The organism is Blastococcus haudaquaticus (genome assembly GCF_900230285.1).
In the GTDB taxonomy this organism is placed as follows: Bacteria; Actinomycetota; Actinomycetes; order Mycobacteriales; family Geodermatophilaceae; genus Blastococcus_B; species Blastococcus_B haudaquaticus.
Map to the genome: position 1 here is coordinate 456668 of NZ_OCNK01000003.1, position 21363 is coordinate 478030.

Genomic DNA, 21363 nt, shown 5'->3' on the forward strand with positions numbered 1-21363 from the left:
TGTCCCGGGACTGGTTCCCGTGTTCCGCCGACGTGGCGCAATTGGTAGCGCACCCGACTTGTAATCGGGCGGTTAGGGGTTCAAGTCCCCTCGTCGGCTCCAGATCGATGTGTTGTTCCGCCCGATCCGTCGCCGTCCCGGTCATTGGCCGGGTGGATATCGGGACGTAGGGTCTCCGCAGCGTCGCGTGCCGATGACGGGCTGCGTCAGGCATGGAGGCGCCGGAGCACGAAGGGTGGCTTCCGCCATCTCCGCACGTCCGACGTCCCCTGCGCTACCCGATCGGCGGTCCCGCCCCGCTCAGATGAGCGCCCGATGAGCGCAGAGCGCCTGCGGGCCTGGGGCGAGGAGATGCGCGAGGTCCACCGGCGGCTGCGCGACGCGCTCGTTCTCGCCCGGGAGTCGGTGGACGACGCCGACCCGCTCGTCGGGAACCCGCTGCTGTACTGCTGGGGGTTCTGCGCCGCGCTCAGCGGCCACCACCGCAGCGAGGACACGGTCCTCTTCCCGCGGCTGGCCGAGGACCCCGAGCTCGCTCCGGTGATCGCCCGGCTGGTCCAGGACCACTCCATGATCGAGCACCTGATCGGCGGCCTGCAGCGCGCTCTCGACCGCGGGCTCCCGGTCGAGGAGAAGCTCCGCCACCTCGACGGGATCGAGGCGGTGATGGAGAGCCACTTCCGCTACGAGGAACGCGCACTGCTCGACGTCCTCGACGGGATCCGCGACGAGACGGTCACGCCGAGCGAGCTCTTCGGCCCGCTCGCCTGACCGGCCGTCGTCACGGTCGTAAGAGCCTGGACGCCACCGGAGCGCGAAGGCAGGATGACCCGGTGATCGGGGTGGAGGTCCCCTACATCGGGCGGGCGCACCATCGGGCGACCGTCGCCGAGGCGTTCGCCGAGCCCGGGCACATCGTGGTGATCTGCGGCGAGGCCGGCGTCGGCAAGTCCTCCCTCGTCGCCGCGGAGCGGGCCGGCGCGGTCACCGAGGTCGTCGAGGGCGCCTGCCTGCAGCTGGCCGGGCAGCCGCTGCCACTGGCGGCGCTGGAGATGATCTTCGATGCCCGCGGCGGGTGGCCCGGGTCGCCCGACGACGCCGAGCAGTCGGCGGAGGAGCGCCTGCGCGCGATCCGCCGCTGGGCCGACGCGCTGGCCCCGGCCGGTGCCGCGACCGCCACGACCCTGGTGATCGACGACCTGCAGTGGGCCGACGAGACGACCTGCGACTTCCTCGTCTACCTGGCCTCCACGGCACGGCGCCGCAGGCTGAGCCTGGTCCTGACGCTGCGCGACGACGAGAGCCCGCGCGAGGGCCGGGTGCAGGACGCGGTCGCCGAGCTCACCCGCCTCCCCGGCGCCAGCTGCATGGAGCTCCAGCGGCTCGACCGCGAGGAGACCCGGCAGCTGGTCGCGGCGCTGACCGGCAGCGACGACGTCGACGTCGACACCTGGTACGAGCAGACGCAGGGACACCCCTACCTGCTCGGCGAGCTGGTCAAGGATCCCGGTTCCCGCCGGGTCACCGACATGCTGCTCGCGCGGGTGCGCCGGCTCGGCCCGGACGCGGCGGTCCTCGTCCGCGAGGCCGCCGTCTTCGGTCTCTGGGTCTCCGACGACCACCTGTTCCGCGCGTCGGGGTTCGCCCCGGAGCGCTACGCGGCGGCGGTCCGGGAAGCCGTCGGTACCGGCGTCCTGGTCGTCCAGGGGGCCGACTACGCGTTCCGGCACAGCCTGATGTGCGAGGCGGTCCTCTCGCAGCTGCTGCCCTTCGAGCGGCGCGAGCTGCACGAGCGGGCGGCCCGGTCGCTGACGGCGGGACGGGCGGACGACGTCGTCTCGGCCGCGGCGGTCAGCGTCCACTGGGAAGCCGCCGGTTCCCTCGGGGAGGCGGCGGTGTGGAGCCTGCGTGCCGCCCGCGCGACCCGGGCGCTCAACGCGTACGCCGAGTCGTGGGCGCACTACCGGCGCGCACTGGAGTTCGGGGACGCACCGGGGGACCCGTCCGCCGGACTGGACCTGGCCCTCGAGGCCGCAGGTGTCGCCCGGCTGGCCGGGGACCCTGCGGCCGCCGTCGCGCTGCTGGAGAAGGCGCTCGAGGAGCGGGACATCCCGGCGTCCGACCGCGCCGTCGCCCTGGAGCGGCTGGGTTGCTTCCTCTGGGAGGCCGGTCAGACCGGACGCAGCCAGGCCGCCTACGCCGAGGCCGCGGCGACGCTCGGCCCCGAGGAGAACGCCTGCCACGCGCAGGTCTGGGGGGCCATGGGGCGCGGGGCCTTCATCATGGCCGAGTTCGACGACGCCGTCCGGCTCGCCGACCGTGCGGTCGCAGCCGCGCGCAGGCACGGCAGCTCCGCGGTGCTCGCGGACGCCCTCACCACCCGGGGTGCCGCCGGCACCTTCCTCGGTGACGCAGCGTCCCTCGAGTACCTGCGCGAGGCGGTCCGGCTGGCCCGCGACGTCGAGGACCGCGTGGTCCTGTGCCGCGGCTACGCCAACCTGATGATCTCCTACGAGTTCTCGGGGATGCCCGAGGAGGCGTGCACGGCGGCCCTGGAGGGGCTCCGTCTCCTGCCGGAGTACGGGCTGGAGCTCGCCGTCGGGGCAGCCCTCGCCTGCAACGCCGCCAACATGCTCCGGCGGCGCGGTCGGTACGCCCGCTGCGAAGAGGTGCTGGCCGGTCTGCTCGACGGCCACGTCGTCCAGGGGCAGGGGCTGCACCTGCACCTCGAGCGCGCCGAGCTGCGGCTGGCCACGGGCGACACGGCCGGGGCGCGCGCCAGCCTGGAGGCGGCCGGCGCGCTGCGCGAGATCGACGAACCGACGGTCGTCGCGGCGCTCGCCACCGTCACCGCGGCGCTGCTCGCCCGCGAGGGCGACCACGCCGGTTGCCACCGCACCGTCGTCGAGGCCCTGGAGCGCCTCGCGCACACGCAGGACAAGGCGTTCCGGACCGAGCTGCTGGTCATCGGCTGTCGCAACGAGGCCGACCGGCGTGGCCCGGTGCCGGGTCGGAAGGACGCTGCAGCGGACGCGCGGTCGCAGTGGCTCGACGCGCAGCTCCAGCTCGTCGCGCCGACGACGGAAGACGACCCGGGGCACGCCGCCGACCACCGCGCGGCCCGCGCGGAGCTGGACCGGGCGATGGGTGAGGCCACCGCGGAGGGCTGGGCGGCGGCGGGAGCGCTGTGGCGGGCGGTCGACCGGCCGCTGGAGGAGGCCTACTGCCTGTTCCGCCAGGCCGAGTGCCACCTGGCGGAGAAGCGACGCGACCGTGCCGCCGCCGCGGCGTCGGCTGCGCGCGAGATCTCCGAGCGGCTGGGTGCCGCACCGCTGACCGCCGACATCGACGCCCTGGTGGGTCGCTCGCGGCTCACCGCGACGCCGGCGCCGCGCGCGCCGGCCGAGGAGCGGCCGTACGGGCTCACGGAGCGGGAGCACGAGGTCCTCGCGTTGCTCGGCACCGGCGCGACCAACCGCCAGATCGCGCGCAGCCTGTTCATCAGCGAGCGCACGGTCGGGGTCCACGTGTCCCGCGTCCTGGCCAAGCTCCAGGTCAGCAACCGTGGACAAGCAGCGGTGCTTGCCGCCAAGGTGGCCCCGAAGTCCCCGGTCGCTCTGGTGGAAGGACGCTGATGTCGCCCGTCAAGTTCTCGCTGTTCAACCGTGACGACGACGACGAGGAGACCGTCGAGATCGACGACCAGCTCGCCGACGACCTGCGCCAGGTGGTCGCGGACACCCCGGACCTCACGCTGGAGGGGGCGCTGCGCGAGGGCCTGCAGCACGTCGTCGCGAAGCGGCGGCCCGGCGGCGGCCAGCAGTAGCGGTCAGCGCAGGCTCGGCTCGAGCTGGGCCCGCAGGGCCTTCACGGCGCGCCCCCGGAGCGGGCCGAGGCTGCCCCGGGGGATGCCCAGCTCCTGGCTCAGGGCGTCGTAGGACTCCGGCTCGCGGAGCAGGGCGCGCACGATGCGGCGCTGGGTCTCGGGCAGGGTCTCCACCGCCCGGTCCAGGGCCCGGCGCAGCTCCTCGTCCATGAGCGCCGTAGCCATGTCCCGGTCGTCCGGGGCGACGCGGTCCGCGACGTCCTCGCTGGGCACGGCCCGCTGCTGCGCCCGCAGGATGGCGAGCGCCTCGCGGCGGGCGGTGGTGGAGAGCCAGCCCGGCAGGCACCGGGGGTCGTTGATGCGCCCGGCGTTGCGGAGCAGCAGCACCCAGGTGCGCTGCACCGCCTCGTCGACGTCGGAGTCGCTGCGCAGCACCACGCGGGCCGCGGAGCGGAGCACGCCCTCGTACCGGCGGACCGTCGCCTGCCACGTGGCGTCGTCGCCCGCGGCCAGGAGCAGCAGGTGCCGCCGGTCGACGGCCGGGACGTCGGCCCGGTCGCCCCGGCGAGGGGTGGGGACGGCGGGGGCGTCGGCGTAGGCGAGAGCGGTCATCGGGGGCTCCTTCGAGGTCGTCCGGGAACGACTCGAAGACTCGTGACACGCCGGCCCCGCCGGATCTGTCGTACGACGTATTCCGGACCCCGGGATGTACGTACGTAGCCCGCCGAGGGGCGTGCCGTGACAGGGTCGGGGCTCCCGTCCGACGTACGTAGGAGGCACCGTGAGCGACCACGTGTACAGGCTCAGCGAGATCGTGGGCAGCAGCCCGGTCAGCGTCGACGAGGCGATCCGGAACGCCGTCGCCAAGGCGTCGCAGACGGTGCGCAACATCGAGTGGTTCGAGGCCCAGGAGATCCGCGGCCAGGTGGTCGACGGCGCCGTCGCCTACTTCCAGGTCGCCGTGAAGATCGGCTTCCGCGTGGATTGAGGTTCTTCCCCGAGGCCCCCTCCCGAGGCTCGCCCCGAGCGTGCGAGGGGGGAGGAGGAAGGGGGTCCTTTCAGTCGAAGCTGCCCGCGCCGTCGCGGCGGTAGCGGGCACGCTTCTCCACGCGGGCCCGTTCCGCCCGCTCCGCCCGCATGCGCGCCGCCGTCCCGGGCGGGTACCCCGCCTTCGCCACGCGGTGCTCGATCGTCTCGGTCATGAAGGCGAAGGAGAAGAGCAGCCCGAGCAGCAGGCCACCCGCTGCGGCCGAGAGCCGGTAGGCGAACGGGACCGGGACGACGGCGAGGCACAGCACGACGAGCGGGACCATCTGCACGACCGCCCGCGCCACGTGCCGCCAGATCCACGTCCGCCCCGTCGTGTCCGCGAGCACCCAGGAGGACAGCTCCCGGGGGAGCCCGCCGCCGAGGGCGTACCAGACCCACTGCGCGGGGTTGGGACGACGGGTGGGCACGGCTCGACGGTAGGCCCGATCGGCGAGGCGTTGCTCCGCGGAGACGCCGGGTGGACACTCCCCGCACCCAACTCCCGAGGAGGCTCCGTGCAGATCAGCCAGCTGCTCAGGCACAAGGGCCGCGAGGTCGCCACCATCGACGGCACGGAGAGCGTCCGGACCGCGCTCGCCGTCCTGGCGGACAAGGGCATCGGTGCGCTCGTGGTGTCCTCCGACGGGAGACGCATCGACGGCATCGTGTCCGAGCGGGACGTCGCCCGCGGTCTGCACGACCGCGGGGCCGGGCTCCTGACCGAACCGGTGTCCAGCGTGATGACGGCGCAGGTGCACACCTGCCCACCCGATGCGAGCGTGCACGACCTCGCGCGGACGATGACCGACAAGCGGGTCCGGCACGTCCCGGTCGTCGCCGACGGCGAGCTGCTCGGGATCGTGTCGATCGGCGACGTCGTCAAGGCCCGGCTCGACGAGCTGGAGGAGGAACGCCGGCAGCTGGTGGACTACATCCAGAGCCCCTGAACGCCGACGGTCGTGAGCCGGCCTCACGACCGCCGGCGGGCGGGGGAGCCGACCGGCGTACGGTGCCCGCGTGGACGAGCGGCGCCTGGGGGTGGTCTCCGGGCTGGCCGCCTACTCGCTGTGGGGCCTCTTCCCTCTGTACTTCCCCCTGCTGGAGCCGGCCGGAGGGCTGGAGATCGTCGCCCACCGGGTGCTCTGGTCGCTGCTGTTCGTCGGGATCCTGCTGACTGCGCTCCGGCGGTGGGGGCAGGTCCGCGCCCTGGTCACCGACCGTCGGCGGCTGCTGGTCCTCCTCGGCGCGGCCGTGCTCATCGCCGGCAACTGGCTGGTCTTCGTCTACGGCGTCAACTCCGGGCACGTGGTGGAGACCTCGCTCGGCTACTTCATCAACCCTCTGGTCAGCGTGCTGCTCGGCGTCGTGGTCTTCAGCGAGCGGCTGCGTCCTCTCCAGTGGGCCGCGGTGGCGGTCGCCGCGATCGCCGTGCTCGTCCTGACCATCGACTACGGGCGGCCACCGTGGATCGCCCTGGCGCTCGCCTTCACCTTCGGTCTCTACGGGCTGATGAAGAAGCTGGTGCGCACCGAGGCCGCCCCGGGCCTGTTCGTCGAGACCGCGCTGGTGGCCGTGCCGGCGGCGGTCGTCCTGGCGGTCCTGCACTCCTCGGGCGACGGCGCGTTCGGCAACGCCGGCACCGGTCACGCCCTGCTCCTGGTCAGCTCCGGCGTGGCCACCGCGGTGCCGCTGCTGCTCTTCGCCGCCGCGGCCCGTCGGATCCCGCTGTCGACGGTCGGCCTGCTGCAGTACCTCACCCCGACGATGCAGCTGGCCATCGGCGTGTTCGTCTACGGCGAGGAGATGCCGCCGGCGCGGCTGGTCGGATTCGCGATCGTCTGGGTGGCTCTGGCGGTGTTCACCGTCGATCTCCTGCGACACGCCCGGGCGAGCAGTCGGCGGGCGGCCGACGAGGCCGTCCACGCCCATCCCTGACGAGCCCCCCAACCCCGCTCCGGAAGGCTCGTCCGGGCTGCGCGGAAGTGTCGGACCCCAGCGCTACCGTCGTCCCCACGGCACCACCGAGCACCGGTGACGCCGGACGGACAGGAGCACGACGAGCCATGACCGACGACCCGACCCCGGTGATCTCCCCGCCCCGGACCGAGGGTCCCTTGGACGCGTCGCTGCAGGTCGCGGGCGTGGGGCTGTCCCGCCGCGAGCACGAGATGCTCACGTTCGAGCGGCAGTGGTGGCGTCGGCCGGGGGCCAAGGAGACGGCGATCCGCGACCGGTTCGGCGTGACGCCGACGCGCTACTACCAGGTGCTCAACGCACTGGTCGACCGTCCCGACGCCCTGGCGTCCGACCCACTCCTGGTGCAGCGCCTCCGGCGGCTGCGACTCGCGCGGCAACGAACACGTTCGTCCCAAGGTCCTGGGCAATGAGAGTTACACCGGTTAGATTCGCTCACTGTGGGCAGGCACGCCGAATCAGGCAGTGACGGACGAGAGCAGGGGCGCGCCCCGGTGGCGCCCGGTCGTCGGCGTACGGACGGCCCCGACGGGCTCTGGCGCGGCGCTGCCGCGGAGCTGAACGATCCGCCGTCCCGGCCCGGTGCCGAGCGGGTGGACGGCGCTCGCCGCCCCGCGCCCGGAGCCGCCGCCCGCACGCCTGAAGCACCCCGCCAGCTGTCGCGTTCGCGTCTCCCGCTCCCGCCGGTCCCGGCCGCGTCGCGCGCCGCCGCTCCCGTCGCTGCGCGCTCCGCCGCCCCGAGCCCGGCGACCCCGCAGCGCCCCGTGCCCGCGCCGTCCACCTCGGTCGCGCCGTTCCAGGCCGTGCCCGCACCGGAGCCGCGCCTCGACCTGTCGGCCGACGACGCGTTCCTCCCGGCCTCTCCCGCCGCCGCGCGCGGCGATCTGCTGGAGCGGCCCGCCCGCGTGCAGCCCGCCCCGGTCCGGCCGTCCCGCAGTCGCCCCGACGTCGAGCCCTCCTTCGCCTCCACCGGTCCGGCCGGGCGGCGCCCGTCCGGTCCGGCGCCGCGGGTGCCGTCGCAGACGACGGCCGCCGGCTCGTCGTCGTCCGCCTACGGCGACTGGACCCGGCCGTCCCGCGACGGCGAGGGCGCGTTCGGCACCGACCCCGAGCTGCTCGCGGACGTTCCGTCGGCCCCTGTCGCGGCCCCGGGCACCACCGCCATCCCCGAGCGTTCCGTCCGCCGTCGCCGCTCCGCCGACGTCGTCGTCGAGGACGCTCCCGTGCCCGTCGCAGGCCCGGGCACCGGCCCGGTCGGTGGCCGTGCGGCCATGCGGGCCGAGCGGCAGGCCGCTGATGCGGTCCGCCGCAAGGCCGAGGGCCACAAGGGGTCCGCCGTCGCCGTCCTCGAGGAGGACGAGCCGCGCAGGCCGCGGCGAGTGCTCAAGGGCCTGGTCGCCATGACCGTGGTGGCCCTGGGCGTCCTCGGCGTCTACTCCTACGTGTCGCCCGAGACCAAGGAGACGGCGGCCCAGTCGCCGTCCGGTGTCAGCACGACGGCTCCCGAGGTCCCCGACGTCGCGTCGCTGCCGGAGCTCCCGGCGGACCCGATCGCGGCCGAGCCGGTCGCCGCGTCCCCGATCCGGGTGCCCGTGACCGTCCTGAACTCCACCGACATCACCGGCCTGGCCGCCAAGGTCGCCGGCGCCGTCGCCGCCGGAGGGTGGGAGACGCCGGCTGTCGGTGGCTACACCGCGGGGGACGTCGCCGCCAGCACGGTGTTCTTCACCGAGGGCGACGAGAACCAGCGGCAGGCGGCCGTCCAGCTGATCGAGATGTACCCGCAGCTCCAGGGCCCGACGCCGCGGTTCTTCGAGCTCCCGGCCGACGTCCAGGCGCCCGGCCTGGTCCTCGTGACCACGGGCGACTGGCAGCCCTGATCCCGACGCCGGGGAAGGGCTGACCGCCCGTTCCGGAATTGCTCGACCGCGCGCGGAACACGGGGCGTTCACCGTCCGTTGGCCGCTTCGTGCGCCCCCTCCGCGGGCTGGTGCGTCCCCGCCCGCGCTCCGGCGCCCGCGTGACGTCCGCAGCCCTGGTCCCCCTGTTGCTCGCCCCGGTCCTGCTGTTCCTCGCGCCCGCCGCCTCGGCCGCCGAGGACGTCCGGACCGAGGAGGCGCGGGTGTCGTCGGGCAGCGGCGCCGACGAGGTCGAGCTGGACACCACCCTCTACCTCCCGCCCGACGGCGGGCCCGCTCCCGCGGTCGTGCTCGCGCACGGTTTCGGCGGCAGCAAGCAGTCGGTCGCCGCGGACGCGGAGGATCTCGCCGCGCGCGGCTACGTCGTCCTCACGTACTCCGCCCGCGGGTTCGGGGAGAGCACGGGGCAGATCGGCCTCAACGACCCGCGCTACGAGATCGCCGACCTCTCCACGCTGATCGACCTCCTGGCCGAGCGGGACGACGTCGAGCTCGATGCCGACGGCGACCCACGCGTGGGTGTCGCGGGCGGCTCCTACGGCGGCGGCGTGGCACTCCTCGGCGCGGCGTACGACGACCGGGTCGACGCCATCGCTCCGCAGATCACCTGGAACTCCCTCACCGCCGCCCTCTTCCCCTCCCAGACCGGGACCCCGGACGGCGAGACGATCGCGTCGACACCGCAGACCCCGGACGCCGGCGTCTACAAGCGGCTCTGGGCCGGGCTGCTGTTCGGGGTCGGCTCGGCCCCGACCGGCGGACTGATCGGCGGCCTGGGAGGTGGCGACGACGACGAGGGGGGAGCCGCCCCGTCGGCGGCCGGCCAGGCCCTGCCCGATCTCTCGTCGCTGGATCCGGCCGCGGTGGAGGAAGCCCTCACCTGCGGCCGCTTCCGTGCCGACATCTGCGCCGCCTACCAGACCGCGGGGTCGACCGGCACGCTGACGCCGGAGATCGCCGCCGTCCTCGACCGGTCCAGCCCGGCCGCCGTGCTGGACCGCATCGAGGCGCCCACGCTGCTGATCCAGGGCACCCAGGACTCCCTGTTCGGACTCGGTCAGGCCGACGCCAACGCCCGCGGCATCGCCGCCAACGGCACACCGGTCAAGGTGGCCTGGTACGAGGGCGGTCACGACGGATCGGCCTCGGACCGGGTCACGGAGGACCTGCGCGAGCAGGTCGCCGGCTGGTTCGACTTCCACCTGCGCGGCGAGGGCGCCGATCCGGGGACCGGGTTCGAGTACCCCGCCCCGACCGGCCTCGGGTCGGGCCTCGGCCAGGTCCAGGGCGGCAGCCAGACCGTCGTCGCCGACGCGTACCCGGGCCTGGAGGGCGGTGAGCCGGCCGACCGCCGCGACGTCCCGCTCACGGGTCCGACGCAGCCCGTCGTCACTCCTCCCGGTGGCACGCCGGGCGCGCTCACGACCGTCCCGGGGCTGGGCGCCCTGACCTCGGCGCTGGGCGGGAGCACGCTGGAGATCCCCGGGCAGTTCGCCGCCTTCGAGAGCGAGCCGCTCGACGCCGCCGTCGAGGTGGTCGGGGCGCCCACCGTCCAGCTCGCCGTCGCCGCGCCCGGGGGCACGGCCACGCTCTTCGCCAAGCTGTACGACGTCGGCCCCGGTGGTGCGACGACGCTGCCGGCCGGGCTCGTGGCCCCGCTGGCGCTCACCGGGCTGTCGGCGGACCCGACCCGGCCGACACCGGTCGAGGTGACGCTGCCCGGGATCGTGCACCGGTTCGAGGCCGGCCACACCATGCGGGTGGTGGTCTCGTCGACCGACCAGGGCTTCGCCCTTCCGGCCGAGTCGACGGTCTACTCGGTCGCCCTCGGCGGAGGGGACCTGGCGGCCGGTAGCGCCACGCTCGCCGTGCCCCAGGTCGACGGCGCCACGCAGGCCGACACCGGCTCCTCGCGGTGGTGGGTCCTGCTGGCCGCGGTCGCCGCGCTCGGACTCCTCGGCTGGGTCCTCGCCCTGCTGTGGGGCAGGCGCCGTCGTCGGCAGGTCTCGCACGTGGAGCCCGACGGCGAGGACGTCCCGCTGCGCTTCGAGGGCGTGACCAAGGCATACAAGGACGGTTTCGTCGCCGTCCGCGACCTCTCCTTCGAGGTCCGCCGCGGCCAGGTCCTCGGCCTGCTGGGACCGAACGGGGCCGGCAAGACGACGTCGCTGCGCATGCTGATGGGCCTCATCCGGCCGACCGAGGGCCGGATCAGCATCTTCGGGCACGCTGCGGGGCCGGGCGCCCCCGTCCTCTCCCGTCTCGGGTCGTTCGTCGAGGGCACCGGGCTGCAGCCGCACCTGTCGGGGCGCGACAACCTGCGCCTCTACTGGGCGGCGACCGGCCGCCCGGCGGAGGACGCCCACATGGACGAGGCCATCGAGGTGGCCGGCCTCGGTGCCGCCCTGGACCGGCCGGTACGCCGCTACAGCCAGGGCATGCGTCAGCGGGTGGCCATCGCGCAGGCGATGCTCGGCCTGCCCGACCTGCTGGTCCTCGACGAGCCGACGAACGGGCTGGACCCGCCGCAGATCCACGCCATGCGCGACGTCCTGCGCTCCTACGCCGCCACCGGCCGCACGGTCATCGTCTCCAGCCACCTGCTGAGCGAGATCGAGCAGACGTGCAGCCACGTGGTCGTCATGGCCAAGGGGCAGAAGATCGCGCAGGGCACCGTCGAGGAGATCGTCGGTGCCGGCGGTGCGGTGCTCGTCGGCCTGGCCGACGAGGCCGAGACCGACCGGGCGATCGCCGTCCTGGAGGGCCTGCCCGGGGTCAGTGCCGGGCGGACCGACGACGGCCTGGTCGCCGACCTGGACGGCTACAGCCGGGCCGCGGCGCTGCAGGCGCTCGTGGCGGCCGGGATCGACGTCGACGAGTTCACGCCGCGCCGCCGTCTCGAGGACGCGTTCCTGGCACTGGTGGGGGAGTCATGACCACGACCGACGAAGGGGCCGACATGGCCATTTCGGCCCCGCACGTGCAGCCGACGGGGGCCGTGGCCGGCTACCGGCCGGAACGGACCCTGCGGTTGTCGGTGGAACTGCGCCGCCAGTTCAAGCGACGGCGCACCATCGGCGTCTTCGCGCTGATGGTCGCGCTCCCGCTGATCCTCATCGCGGCCCTGAAGCTGGGTGCCAGCGAGGAGGCGGCGGAGAACTCCCGGATCAACCTGGTCGACGTCGCCACGTCCAGCGGGCTGAACTTCACGCTGTTCGTGCTGTTCGCGACCACCGGGTTCTTCCTCGTCGTGGTCTATGCGCTCTGCTTCGGCGACAGCGTGGCCAGCGAGGCGCAGTGGGGGTCGCTCCGGTACACGCTGGCGACCCCGGTGCCGCGGATGCGGCTGCTCCGGCAGAAGTGGCTCGCCGCCTTCGTGCAGTCGGTGGGGGCGCTGCTCGTGCTGGCGGCGGTCGCCGTGGTGGCCGGTGGCATCGCGTTCGGCTTCGGCGACATCCAGACCCCGGTCGGGGTGACGCTCGGCCAGGGCGAGGGGATGCTCCGGCTGGCCGGCATGCTCGGCTACCTCGCCGTGCACCTGCTCGTCGTCGGCACGCTGGCGTTCTGGTTCTCCACGATCACCGACGCGCCGCTGGCAGCGGTGGGCGGCGCGGTCTTCACCATGTTCGTGTTCGCGATCCTCGACCAGGTCGAGCAGCTCGGCGCCATCCGCGACTGGTTCCCGACCGCGGAGGAGTTCGCCTGGACCGATCTGCTCCAGACGCCGGTCGACTCCGCGGACATGTTCCGGGGCGTCATCCAGTCGCTGGTGTACGCCTCGATCTTCACCGCGCTGGCGTTCCGCCACTTCGCCCGGCGCGACGTCACCAGCTGAGAGGGCTGCTTGCGGGCAGGACGCCCGGAGGCGGTCCGGGCATGCGGACAAGCGGCCGGGCGTGCCGAGGCATGGCATCGGCTATGGACGTGGCCACAAGGCGGCCCAGGGGTGCACGTCGATGTGGGCGCTAGCTGCCCAGCACCGGCGGCAGCCCCATGACGCCAGGTCCGGTGCGCTTGCCGCAGAAGCGACAGATCTTGGCGTCGGGCCCCTGTGGCCGCTCGTCATGCGGGTGCTCCACGACGAAGCCATGTAGCCCGACTCGACATCGAATCGGCTTCCCGGTCATGTGGAGCAGGCTAGGAGTCAGCCGGGCGGGGCCCCAGTGCCGTTGGGCCCGGCCCGGTCGGTCGAAGGTGTCAGAGGCTCGCCAGGACCGCCTGGGCCCAGCCCTCGCCCATCGCGGCATCGGTCACGGTGACGTTCGGGACCGCCTCGATGAGCCCGGTCATGCCGTCGACGGATGCCCCGTTGGCCGTGATGAAGAGCCGGCCGACGGCGGGCGCCATGTCGAGGTCGCTGACGCTGTCGCCGATGGCGACGGCGTCGTCGGGGGAGAGTCCACGCCGTTCGAGGTCCCAGGCGATGGCCGCACCCTTGGAGATCCCGCGCGGCATGAGGTGGAAGACCCGCGGGGGCAGCGGGTCGTCGTCCAGGCCGAACCGCGACGTCGCCGGGATCGCGCCGTTGTCCTTGAGGGTCAGCCAGCCCGCGCCCTGCTCGGCCAGCCAGGCGTCGACGGCGACCGGATCCACCCGGCCACGCAGCAGGGCGTCGGTCGAGTGCGTCGCGTGCCAGGGGGCGTGCCACTCCAGCTGCCCGGGGTGCTCGCCGATCAGCTTCTCCACCACGCCGAGCTCGGCCATGACGTCCATGGGGGTGCGGCCCGCGTACTCGGCGGGGAGGGCCCCGGTCAGCTGATGGGTGCCGCGGCCCGCGTCCCACGAGATCGTGGCGCCCAGCTCGGCGATGGCGCCGTCGGCGGCGAAGATGCGTGCGGCCTCGACCACCTGCTCGAACGTCCGGCCGCTGACCAGGACCAGCGCGACCCCGGCGCGGTGCAGGTCGAGCAGCGCGGCCGCGGGATCCGCGGTCAGCTCCCGGCCGGCGGTGTGCCAGAACGAGCCGCGCGGGCCGACCATCGTGCCGTCGAGATCGGTGTAGACGATGGCGGCCACGACGCACATCCTGACGCCGTCCCGCCGCGCGCGGACGGCGGGGTGGTGCTCACTCGGTGCGGGCGCGGCACGTCTCGACGGCGAAGGTCTCCAGCCGTGCCCGGTCGGCGGGCTCGGGGGTGAGCACGAACGGGCGCGGTCCGTCGTCGCCGACCGCGAGGACGAGCCCGATGAGACCGGTCCGGTAGCTCTCGCCCAGGGCGTGCACGTCGCAGCGAGCCGGCAGCAGGCGCAGGTCGAGGTCGACGGCTTCCTGCCGGTCGAGCGTGGGCAGCGGGCCCCGCGCGGTGACGCTGTAGACCGTGTTCGACCCCAGGCCGGTGACGCGGACCGGCGTCGTGCCACCGATGCGGCTCAGCCGCACGACGACCTCGAGGGCCGGTCCGTCGTCGGTCGGCACGGCGTCGATCGCGGTGACCTCGATGGTCACCAACGAGCGGAGCGACTGCTCGGCGCAGTCGTCGCGGTGCAGCCGATGGACGAGGCCGCCGTCCTGGAGCAGCACGGTGACCTCCCGCCGGGCACCGGTGCCGTCGCGCAGCCGCACCCTGGCCGTGGGAGCACCGGGCTCGACGGCGCAGTCGCCTGCCCCGGCAGGTACCGGGAAGTCCAGCGGCATGCCCGGTCGGAGTGCGACCCCGGTCGCGGTGGACTCGGCCGTGGGCAGCCCGCGCGCGACCAGCTCGACGGTCTCGACGACCAGACCGTCGACGCCGGTGGTCAACCGGACCTGCAGCCGTCGCGCGGGGACGTCCCGGCGGAACTGCAGGAGCTCGCCCAGGAGGACCTCGTCCCGCGCGACCGGGCCGGGACCTGTCGACGACGCCTCCGCGGGAGCGGCCGGCCCCGTCGTCGTACCACCGGTGCACGCCGTCGTCCCGAGCACGAGGACGGTCGCCATCGCCAGGGGTACCGCCCGTCGGCCGGACCGCGACATGCCCTGCACGTGAACTCCTCGTCGGAGTGGTCAGCGGATCGTCGGTCGCGGTGCCGGACCGGTCAACCCCGTCGCGGTGCGCGCCCGTCGCGGAGGACGCCTCCGGCGGTCGGTACAGTTCGAGGCGTTCCACTCATCCAGAGGGGCAGAGGGACACGGCCCGATGAAGCCCCGGCAACCGCCGCCTGTGCGCATGCGCGCAGGCGGAAGGTGCCAATTCCGTCCCGCACGGCTCGACGGCCCGGTGCGGGGAAGATGAGGAGGTAGTCGTCGGATGACCCTGACCGCACCCGGATCGACCCAGGCGGATTCTTCAGCCGGTGGTCCCGTGTCCCCCTGTCCCGCCCGCGGCCTGGTGTGCCGCAACTGCGGGGCCACGTTCGGCCTGATCGCCGAGCACGCCTGCGCCGAGTGCTTCGGCCCGTTGGAGGTCGACTACGACCCCGAGCTCATGCGGGCGGTGACCCGGGAGCAGATCGAAGCGGGCCCGCAGAACATCTGGCGCTACGCCGGCCTCCTGCCGGTCGGCCAGGACCCGGCCTCCCGCGTCAGCCTCGACCCCGGCCTGACCCCGCTGGTGCGCGCCGACCGGCTGGCCGCCGAGCTCGGCCTGACCGGCGGGCTGTGGGTGAAGGACGACTCGGCGAACCCGACCCACTCCTTCAAGGACCGCGTGGTGTCGCTCGCCGCGACGGCGGCGAAGGGCCTCGGCTACCGCAAGATCGCCGCCGCCTCGACGGGCAACCTGGCCAACTCCGTCGCCGCGCACGCCGCCCGCGTCGGCATCCCCTCCTTCGTCTTCATCCCGAGCGACCTCGAGCCCGGCAAGGTCGTGCAGTCGGCGGTCTACGGCCAGACGCTCGTCGCCGTCGACGGCTCGTACGACGACGTCAACCGGCTGACCAGCGAGCTCGCCGAGACCGACGAGTTCGAGGACACCGCCTTCGTCAACCAGAACGTCCGGCCCTACTACGCCGAGGGCTCCAAGACGATGGGCTACGAGATCGCCGAGCAGCTCGGCTGGCGGATCCCGGCCCAGGTCGTCATCCCGATGGCGTCGGGCTCGCTGCTCACCAAGGTCGACAAGGCGTTCCGCGAGCTGACCGCCGCCGGCATCGTCGAGGCGACCGAGTGGACGATCTTCGGTGCCCAGTCGGCCGGCTGCGACCCGATCGCCACGGCCTTCGACAACGGCTGGGACGTCGTCAAGCCGGTGAAGCCGACCGGCATCGCCAAGTCGCTCAACATCGGCAACCCCGCCGACGGCCCCTACGCCCTCGACGCCATCCGGCGCACCGGGGGCTCGGTCGGCCGGGTGGGCGACGACGAGATCGTGCAGGGCATCCGCGACCTCGCCCGCACCACCGGTGTCTTCGCCGAGACCGCCGGCGGGGTCACCATCGCGGTGCTCCGCCAGCTGGTCGAGAACGGCCGGCTCGACCCGGCCAAGGAGACCGTCGTCCTCAACACGGGGGAGGGCCTCAAGACCCTCGATCCGCTCGAGCCGGTCGTCGGTCCGACCCACCGGGTGGAGCCCTCCCTGAAGTCCGTGCGGGCGTCGGGTCTGATCGCCTGAGCTGGGGTTTCCCGGTCCGGTATCGGTCCTGCATCGAACTACCGCCACCAGGCCGTTCCTGATGTACGTTCCGCGCGGTTCCGGTTCCATGTTCGTGATCGACGGGCGGAAGAGCTAGACCCGGTTCCCCGATCAGAGGAACCGTCCGTCCGCACGAACGTGGGAGCACACGTGGCACAGGGCACCGTGAAGTGGTTCAACGCCGAGAAGGGCTTCGGCTTCATCGCCGTCGACGGCGGCCAGGACGTCTTCGTCCACTACTCGGCCATCCAGATGGACGGGTACAAGAGCCTCGAAGAGGGCCAGCGGGTCAACTTCGAGGTCGTCCAGGGCGCCAAGGGCCCGCAGGCGGACGGCGTCACCGCCGCCTGAGACACCGGCGCTGCCCGAGGCCCGGTCCCCGTCGAGGGGGCCGGGCCTCGGTCGTTTCCCGACCCCGGAACAAGGGCCCCGGCACCCCCCGTTCTTGCACTCGCAGGGGTCGAGTGCCAGACTCGTTTCTGGCACTCGGGGCTCCTGAGTGCCAATTCGGTCGGAACGGTGAGGCACCGGCGCGTGGACGCAAGGGAGTCCATGGCATCCGGTGTCGTCCGTCGCGGGCACCCACCCGGCCGCGCAGCGATCCACGCTCGGAGGACATCACCACATGGCCAAGATGATCGCGTTCAACGAAGAGGCGCGCCGCGGCCTCGAGCGAGGGATGAACACCCTCGCCGACGCCGTCAAGGTGACCCTCGGCCCCCGTGGCCGGAACGTCGTGCTTGAGAAGAAGTGGGGCGCGCCCACCATCACCAACGATGGTGTGAGCATCGCCAAGGAGATCGAGCTCGAGGACCCGTGGGAGAAGATCGGGGCCGAGCTCGTCAAGGAGGTCGCCAAGAAGACCGACGACGTCGCGGGTGACGGCACCACCACCGCCACCGTGCTGGCCCAGGCGCTCGTGCGCGAGGGTCTGCGCAACGTCGCCGCCGGCGCCAACCCGATGGCCCTGAAGAAGGGCATCGAGGCGGCCGTCGCGTCGGTCTCGGAGTACCTCCTCTCGACCGCCAAGGACGTCGAGACCAAGGAGCAGATCGCGGCCACCGCCTCGATCTCCGCCGCTGACCCCGCCATCGGTGAGCTCATCGCCGAGGCCATGGACAAGGTCGGCAAGGAAGGTGTCATCACCGTCGAGGAGAGCAACACCTTCGGCCTCGAGCTCGAGCTCACCGAGGGCATGCGCTTCGACAAGGGTCACCTGTCGGCGTACTTCGTCACCGACTCCGAGCGCATGGAGACGGTGCTCGACGACCCGTACATCCTGGTCGTCAACGGCAAGATCAGCTCCGTCAAGGACCTGCTGCCGCTGCTCGAGAAGGTCATGCAGTCGGGCAAGCCCCTGGCCATCATCGCCGAGGACGTCGAGGGCGAGGCCCTCGCGACCCTGGTCGTGAACAAGATTCGTGGCACCTTCAAGTCCGTTGCCGTCAAGGCTCCGGGCTTCGGTGACCGCCGCAAGGCCATGCTGGCCGACATCGCCATCCTCACCGGTGGCCAGGTCATCAGCGAGGAGGTCGGCCTCAAGCTCGACAACGCCGACATCTCCCTGCTGGGCCGCGCCCGCAAGTTCGTCACCACCAAGGACGAGACGACGATCATCGAGGGCGCTGGTGACGCCGACCAGATCCAGGGTCGCGTCAACCAGATCCGCGCCGAGATCGAGAAGTCGGACTCCGACTACGACCGCGAGAAGCTCCAGGAGCGCCTGGCCAAGCTCGCCGGTGGCGTCGCCGTCATCAAGGCCGGTGCCGCGACCGAGGTCGAGCTCAAGGAGCGCAAGCACCGCATCGAGGACGCGGTGCGCAACGCCAAGGCCGCCGTCGAGGAGGGCATCGTCGCCGGTGGTGGCGTCGCTCTCGCGCAGGCCACGGCCGTCGCGTTCGAGAAGCTCGAGCTGACGGGTGACGAGGCGACCGGTGCCAACATCGTGCGTGTCGCGCTCGAGGCCCCGCTGAAGCAGATCGCGATCAACGCCGGCCTCGAGGGTGGCGTCGTCGCGGAGAAGGTCCGCAACTCCGACACCGGCTGGGGCCTCAACGCCGCCACCGGCGAGTACGTGGACCTGGTCGCGGCCGGCATCATCGACCCGGCCAAGGTCACCCGCTCGGCGCTGCAGAACGCCGCTTCCATCGCGGCGCTCTTCCTCACCACCGAGGCCGTCATCGCCGACAAGCCGGAGAAGAACGCTCCGGCCATGCCCGGCGGCGACGGCGGCATGGGCGGCATGGACTTCTGATGAAGGACCCCGTCCTCCCCACCCCTCGCTAGCTCGGGGCGGGGCCCGGGACGGGGCCGTTCCATCGCCTCACCTCCGGCAGGGGCGGTCCGCTTCGGCGGGCCGCCCCTGTCGGCGTTCCGGGGCCACCCTGGGCCGCGACCGTGATCAGCACTGCTCCAGCGGGGTCTCCGCGGCGGCGAGGCCCCGATGGAGCAGTGCTGATCTCCAGGACGGCGCTGTGCAGGACGCGCTGGCGGTCAGTCCTCCGGGGCGAAGACGCAGAACTCGTTGCCCTCCGGATCGGCGAGGACGTCCCACTCGATCTCGTCGTCCTGCGCCCGCACCATCGTGGCGCCGGCCGACAGCAGCGGCCACGTCTCACCGACGACGTCGAAGTGCATGCGGTTCTTGACGATCTTCGGCTCGATCACCGGCACGATCCAGATGAGCGGCCCCTCACCGGTGGGGTCGACGATCGGCACCGGCCAGTCGCGCGGACGCGGCTCGTCCTCCTCCGGCGTCGCGGCGTCCTCGAGCTCGTCACGGCGGACGTAGCCGAGCGCGGCGCACCACCAGTCGGCCAGGGCCTGGTGGTCGCGGGCGTCGAGGCAGAGGTCCTTGAACCGCACGGGTGCGTCAGCCATGACTGCGCAGGGTAGGCGGCACCCCGTGACCGTGATCATCGGGACCTCGGGCTGGCAGTACCGCGACTGGCGCGGGCTCTTCTATCCGCAGAAGCTGCCTCAGCGCCTGTGGCTGGAGCACCACGCCGAGTTCTTCGCGACGGTCGAGAGCAACAACGCCTTCTACCGGCTCCCCGAGCGCGAGACGTTCGTGAAGTGGCGCGAGCGCACCCCGCCGGACTACCGGTGGGCGGTGAAGGCCAGCCGCTTCCTCACCCACATCAAGCGGCTGCGTGAACCCGAGGAGCCCGTCGCCCGGCTGATGGGCCGCGCCGAGGGGCTCGAGCAGCGGCTCGACACGATCCTGCTGCAGCTGCCACCGACCCTCAAGGCCGACGCCGACCTGCTCCGCGACTGCCTCGCCCAGTTCCCCGGCGGCACCCGCGTCGCCGTCGAACCGCGGCACGACAGCTGGTGGACCGACGACATCCGCGCCCTGCTGGAGCGCTACGGCGCCGCCCTGTGCTGGGCCGACCGCGACGAGCAGCCCGTCGCCCCGCTCTGGCGGACCGCCGACTGGGGCTACCTGCGCTTCCACCACGGCTTCGAGGCGTGGCGCTACCGGCCGGAGACGCTGCAGCTCTGGGCCGACCGGCTGGCAACGACCTACGGCGACGAGGACGTCCTCGTGTACTTCAACAACGACCCCGGGTGCGCGGCGATCATCGACGCCGTCCACTTCGCCGACGCCGTCCGCCGGACCGGGGGGACGCCGACCCGCGTCCCGACCGCCGCCCAGGCGCTCGGCGAGGCGTGGGCGGAGGGGCAGAAGACGCCCGGGGTGCCGGTCTAGCCGACCTCCGGCGCCTCCGCGTGCCGGACGCCGAGCTGCTCGGCGGCCTCCCCGAGGAGCGTCTGGACGGCGAGGGTGTCGGCCAGCGGCATGACCGCGCTCTCGCCGCGGCCCGCCCGCACGCCCTCGGTCACCTCGATCAGCTCGTGCGAGTACCCGGCGCCCAGCGGCGGGCGGGTGATCGTCTCCGGCTCCGCCCCGGCGCGGTGCAGCACGATCGCGTGCGGGTGGTGGAAGCGCGGCGGGACGTCGATCCAGCCCGTCGTCCCGAAGATGCGCGCTTGACCGGGCAGTGCGTTGCGCAGCGACGTCATCAGGGTCGCCGTGCGCCCGTCGCCGTGGTCGAGCAGCAGCGAGGCCTCCGCGTCGGCGCCCGAGGGGAACAGCGACCCGGCGGCGACCAGGCGCTCGGGCGTCCCGAGCAGCATCTGGGCGAAGGACACGACGTAGACGCCGAGGTCGAGCAGCGCGCCACCCCCGAGCGCGAGGTCGAAGAGCCGGTCGGCCGGGTCGTACTCGCGGGCCACCCCGAGGTCGGCCTGCACCGACCGGACCTCACCGATCGCGCCGTCGGCGATCAGCTCGCGGGCGGCGACGACGGCCGGCTGGAAGCGGGTCCACATCGCCTCCATGACGAAGGAGCCGGTCTCGCGCGCCAGGTCGACGACCTCGGTCGCGCCCGCGGTGGTCGCGGTGAAGGACTTCTCGACCAGCAGCGCCTTGCCGGCCCGCAGTGCCGCCAGCGCGATCGCGTGGTGCTGGGGGTGCGGGGTGGCGATGTAGAGGACGTCGACGTCGGGGTCGGCGACGATCTCCGCGTAGGACCCGTGCGCCCGGTCGATGCCGTGCCGGTCGGCGAAGGCCTGCGCGCGGTCCTGCGAGCGGGACGCGACGGCGACGACGCGGGCGCCGTCGACCAGCGGGAAGTCCTGGACGACGCTCTCGGCGATGCGCCCCGGCCCGACGATGCCCCAGCGGATGTCAGCAGTCACGTCCCAGACGCTAGCGGTGAGCCGAACCGGAGCAGGTTGCCGTCCGGATCGACGTGCGCGCCCTCCCGGAGGCCGTAGTCGGTGTCCACGGGCGCGCCGGTGCTCGGGACGCCGGCCCACCGGGCCGCGAGGGCGTCGGCGTCGGGCACGTGCAGGTAGGCGGCAGCGGCGGTGCGCAGCGGGTCGTGATCAGCGGTCACCACCAGGTGCAGCTCGACGCCGGCCATGGCCGCGAAGCCATAGCCCTCGTCGTGCCGGCTCACCACGCAGCCGAGGGCGGCGTAGTGCTCCAGGGCACGGTCCAGGTCGGTCACTGGGAAGATCGGCGAGACGCGGACGTCCGGGTGGTTGGAGCACATGC

General features: G+C 73.3%; 21 protein-coding genes, 1 tRNA gene and 1 riboswitch. Of the genes, 15 read left to right on the forward strand and 7 right to left on the reverse strand.

Translation table 11 applies throughout. The features are described 5' to 3' along the window. Positions 1-26 precede the first annotated feature (26 nt). The 4 genes from CRP30_RS13615 to CRP30_RS13630 all read left to right on the forward strand — a co-directional run bounded on the left by CRP30_RS13615 (position 27) and on the right by CRP30_RS13630 (position 3826). Positions 27-102, forward strand: a tRNA-Thr gene (locus CRP30_RS13615). 213 nt (positions 103-315) lie between these two features. Then, positions 316-771, forward strand: a complete 456-nt coding sequence (locus CRP30_RS13620) for a hemerythrin domain-containing protein (protein ID WP_097184490.1) — start codon at positions 316-318, stop codon at positions 769-771. Between the two features lie 62 nt (positions 772-833). Continuing rightward, on the forward strand, positions 834-3635 hold the full coding sequence (locus CRP30_RS13625) for a helix-turn-helix transcriptional regulator (protein WP_097184491.1): 2802 nt from the start codon (positions 834-836) through the stop codon (positions 3633-3635). Further along, positions 3635-3826 (forward strand): hypothetical protein, encoded by a 192-nt coding sequence (locus CRP30_RS13630; protein WP_097184492.1) that lies wholly within the window; start codon positions 3635-3637, stop codon positions 3824-3826. Before CRP30_RS13625 ends, CRP30_RS13630 begins: the two co-directional genes overlap by 1 nt. Positions 3827-3829: 3 nt before the next feature. Here CRP30_RS13630 and CRP30_RS13635 read toward each other — a convergent pair whose 3' ends face one another. Next, positions 3830-4438, reverse strand: a complete 609-nt coding sequence (locus tag CRP30_RS13635; RefSeq protein ID WP_097184493.1) for an RNA polymerase sigma factor — start codon at positions 4436-4438, stop codon at positions 3830-3832. A gap of 169 nt (positions 4439-4607) precedes the next feature. Here CRP30_RS13635 and CRP30_RS13640 point away from each other — a divergent pair, with 169 nt between their 5' ends. Beyond that, positions 4608-4814: a dodecin gene (locus CRP30_RS13640; protein ID WP_097184494.1), complete on the forward strand. Its 207-nt coding sequence runs from the start codon at positions 4608-4610 to the stop codon at positions 4812-4814. A gap of 70 nt (positions 4815-4884) precedes the next feature. On the opposite strand, the gene CRP30_RS13645 is transcribed toward CRP30_RS13640, so the two are convergent. Then, on the reverse strand, positions 4885-5283 hold the full coding sequence (locus CRP30_RS13645; protein WP_097184495.1) for a DUF5313 family protein: 399 nt from the start codon (positions 5281-5283) through the stop codon (positions 4885-4887). 87 nt (positions 5284-5370) lie between these two features. On the opposite strand from CRP30_RS13645, the gene CRP30_RS13650 reads away from it, so the two are divergent. The 6 genes from CRP30_RS13650 to CRP30_RS13675 all read left to right on the forward strand — a co-directional run bounded on the left by CRP30_RS13650 (position 5371) and on the right by CRP30_RS13675 (position 12583). Further along, complete coding sequence (locus CRP30_RS13650) at positions 5371-5802, forward strand: CBS domain-containing protein (RefSeq protein ID WP_097184496.1); 432 nt, start codon at positions 5371-5373, stop codon at positions 5800-5802. 70 nt (positions 5803-5872) lie between these two features. Beyond that, positions 5873-6790, forward strand: coding sequence for an EamA family transporter RarD (rarD, locus tag CRP30_RS13655; RefSeq protein ID WP_097184497.1), 918 nt, complete (start codon positions 5873-5875; stop codon positions 6788-6790). A gap of 128 nt (positions 6791-6918) precedes the next feature. After that, positions 6919-7242 carry a DUF3263 domain-containing protein gene (locus CRP30_RS13660; protein ID WP_097184498.1) on the forward strand — a complete coding sequence of 108 codons (324 nt, stop codon included), beginning with the start codon at positions 6919-6921 and terminating at the stop codon, positions 7240-7242. A gap of 351 nt (positions 7243-7593) precedes the next feature. Beyond that, positions 7594-8709, forward strand: coding sequence for a LytR C-terminal domain-containing protein (locus CRP30_RS13665; RefSeq protein WP_143278466.1), 1116 nt, complete (start codon positions 7594-7596; stop codon positions 8707-8709). A 140-nt stretch (positions 8710-8849) separates the two neighbouring features. Next, complete coding sequence (locus CRP30_RS13670; protein WP_235003390.1) at positions 8850-11684, forward strand: alpha/beta fold hydrolase; 2835 nt, start codon at positions 8850-8852, stop codon at positions 11682-11684. Next, a complete protein-coding gene (locus tag CRP30_RS13675; RefSeq protein ID WP_235003391.1) occupies positions 11681-12583 on the forward strand; it encodes an ABC transporter permease in 903 nt (300 codons plus the stop codon). The genes CRP30_RS13670 and CRP30_RS13675 overlap by 4 nt, the downstream gene beginning before the upstream one ends. 362 nt (positions 12584-12945) lie before the next feature. Here CRP30_RS13675 and CRP30_RS13680 read toward each other — a convergent pair whose 3' ends face one another. Then, positions 12946-13773 carry an HAD family hydrolase gene (locus CRP30_RS13680; protein WP_097184501.1) on the reverse strand — a complete coding sequence of 276 codons (828 nt, stop codon included), beginning with the start codon at positions 13771-13773 and terminating at the stop codon, positions 12946-12948. Between the two features lie 40 nt (positions 13774-13813). Beyond that, a complete protein-coding gene (locus tag CRP30_RS13685) occupies positions 13814-14710 on the reverse strand; it encodes a hypothetical protein (protein ID WP_097184502.1) in 897 nt (298 codons plus the stop codon). Between the two features lie 121 nt (positions 14711-14831). After that, a riboswitch (SAM riboswitch) is annotated at positions 14832-14963 on the forward strand. 66 nt (positions 14964-15029) lie between these two features. On the opposite strand from CRP30_RS13685, the gene thrC reads away from it, so the two are divergent. The 3 genes from thrC (at position 15030) to groL (ending at position 18552) form a co-directional block, all read left to right on the forward strand. Further along, positions 15030-16277, forward strand: coding sequence for a threonine synthase (thrC, locus tag CRP30_RS13690; RefSeq protein ID WP_235003392.1), 1248 nt, complete (start codon positions 15030-15032; stop codon positions 16275-16277). A 171-nt stretch (positions 16278-16448) separates the two neighbouring features. Further along, complete coding sequence (locus CRP30_RS13695; protein WP_029337676.1) at positions 16449-16649, forward strand: cold-shock protein; 201 nt, start codon at positions 16449-16451, stop codon at positions 16647-16649. Between the two features lie 274 nt (positions 16650-16923). Next, complete coding sequence (gene groL, locus CRP30_RS13700) at positions 16924-18552, forward strand: chaperonin GroEL (protein WP_097184504.1); 1629 nt, start codon at positions 16924-16926, stop codon at positions 18550-18552. 239 nt (positions 18553-18791) lie between these two features. Here groL and CRP30_RS13705 read toward each other — a convergent pair whose 3' ends face one another. Further along, positions 18792-19178, reverse strand: coding sequence for a VOC family protein (locus CRP30_RS13705; RefSeq protein WP_097184505.1), 387 nt, complete (start codon positions 19176-19178; stop codon positions 18792-18794). A gap of 25 nt (positions 19179-19203) precedes the next feature. Here CRP30_RS13705 and CRP30_RS13710 point away from each other — a divergent pair, with 25 nt between their 5' ends. Then, a complete protein-coding gene (locus CRP30_RS13710; RefSeq protein ID WP_097184506.1) occupies positions 19204-20010 on the forward strand; it encodes a DUF72 domain-containing protein in 807 nt (268 codons plus the stop codon). On the opposite strand, the gene CRP30_RS13715 is transcribed toward CRP30_RS13710, so the two are convergent. Both CRP30_RS13715 and CRP30_RS13720 read right to left on the reverse strand, forming a co-directional pair. Further along, a complete protein-coding gene (locus tag CRP30_RS13715) occupies positions 20007-21002 on the reverse strand; it encodes a Gfo/Idh/MocA family protein (RefSeq protein WP_097184507.1) in 996 nt (331 codons plus the stop codon). The genes CRP30_RS13710 and CRP30_RS13715 overlap by 4 nt on opposite strands. Then, a complete protein-coding gene (locus CRP30_RS13720) occupies positions 20999-21361 on the reverse strand; it encodes a bleomycin resistance protein (protein WP_097184508.1) in 363 nt (120 codons plus the stop codon). Before CRP30_RS13720 ends, CRP30_RS13715 begins: the two co-directional genes overlap by 4 nt. Positions 21362-21363 lie beyond the last annotated feature (2 nt).

Bases quoted from the DNA above. Each gene is read 5' to 3' on its own strand.
- CRP30_RS13630 (WP_097184492.1), top strand. From the start codon at position 3,635: ATGTCGCCCGTCAAGTTCTCGCTGTTCAACCGTGACGACGACGACGAG.
- groL (WP_097184504.1), top strand. From the start codon at position 16,924: ATGGCCAAGATGATCGCGTTCAACGAAGAGGCGCGCCGCGGCCTCGAG.
- CRP30_RS13660 (WP_097184498.1), top strand. From the start codon at position 6,919: ATGACCGACGACCCGACCCCGGTGATCTCCCCGCCCCGGACCGAGGGT.
- CRP30_RS13705 (WP_097184505.1), bottom strand. From the start codon at position 19,178: ATGGCTGACGCACCCGTGCGGTTCAAGGACCTCTGCCTCGACGCCCGC.
- CRP30_RS13620 (WP_097184490.1), top strand. From the start codon at position 316: ATGAGCGCAGAGCGCCTGCGGGCCTGGGGCGAGGAGATGCGCGAGGTC.
- CRP30_RS13720 (WP_097184508.1), bottom strand. From the start codon at position 21,361: ATGTGCTCCAACCACCCGGACGTCCGCGTCTCGCCGATCTTCCCAGTG.
- CRP30_RS13675 (WP_235003391.1), top strand. From the start codon at position 11,681: ATGACCACGACCGACGAAGGGGCCGACATGGCCATTTCGGCCCCGCAC.
- CRP30_RS13680 (WP_097184501.1), bottom strand. From the start codon at position 13,773: ATGTGCGTCGTGGCCGCCATCGTCTACACCGATCTCGACGGCACGATG.
- CRP30_RS13635 (WP_097184493.1), bottom strand. From the start codon at position 4,438: ATGACCGCTCTCGCCTACGCCGACGCCCCCGCCGTCCCCACCCCTCGC.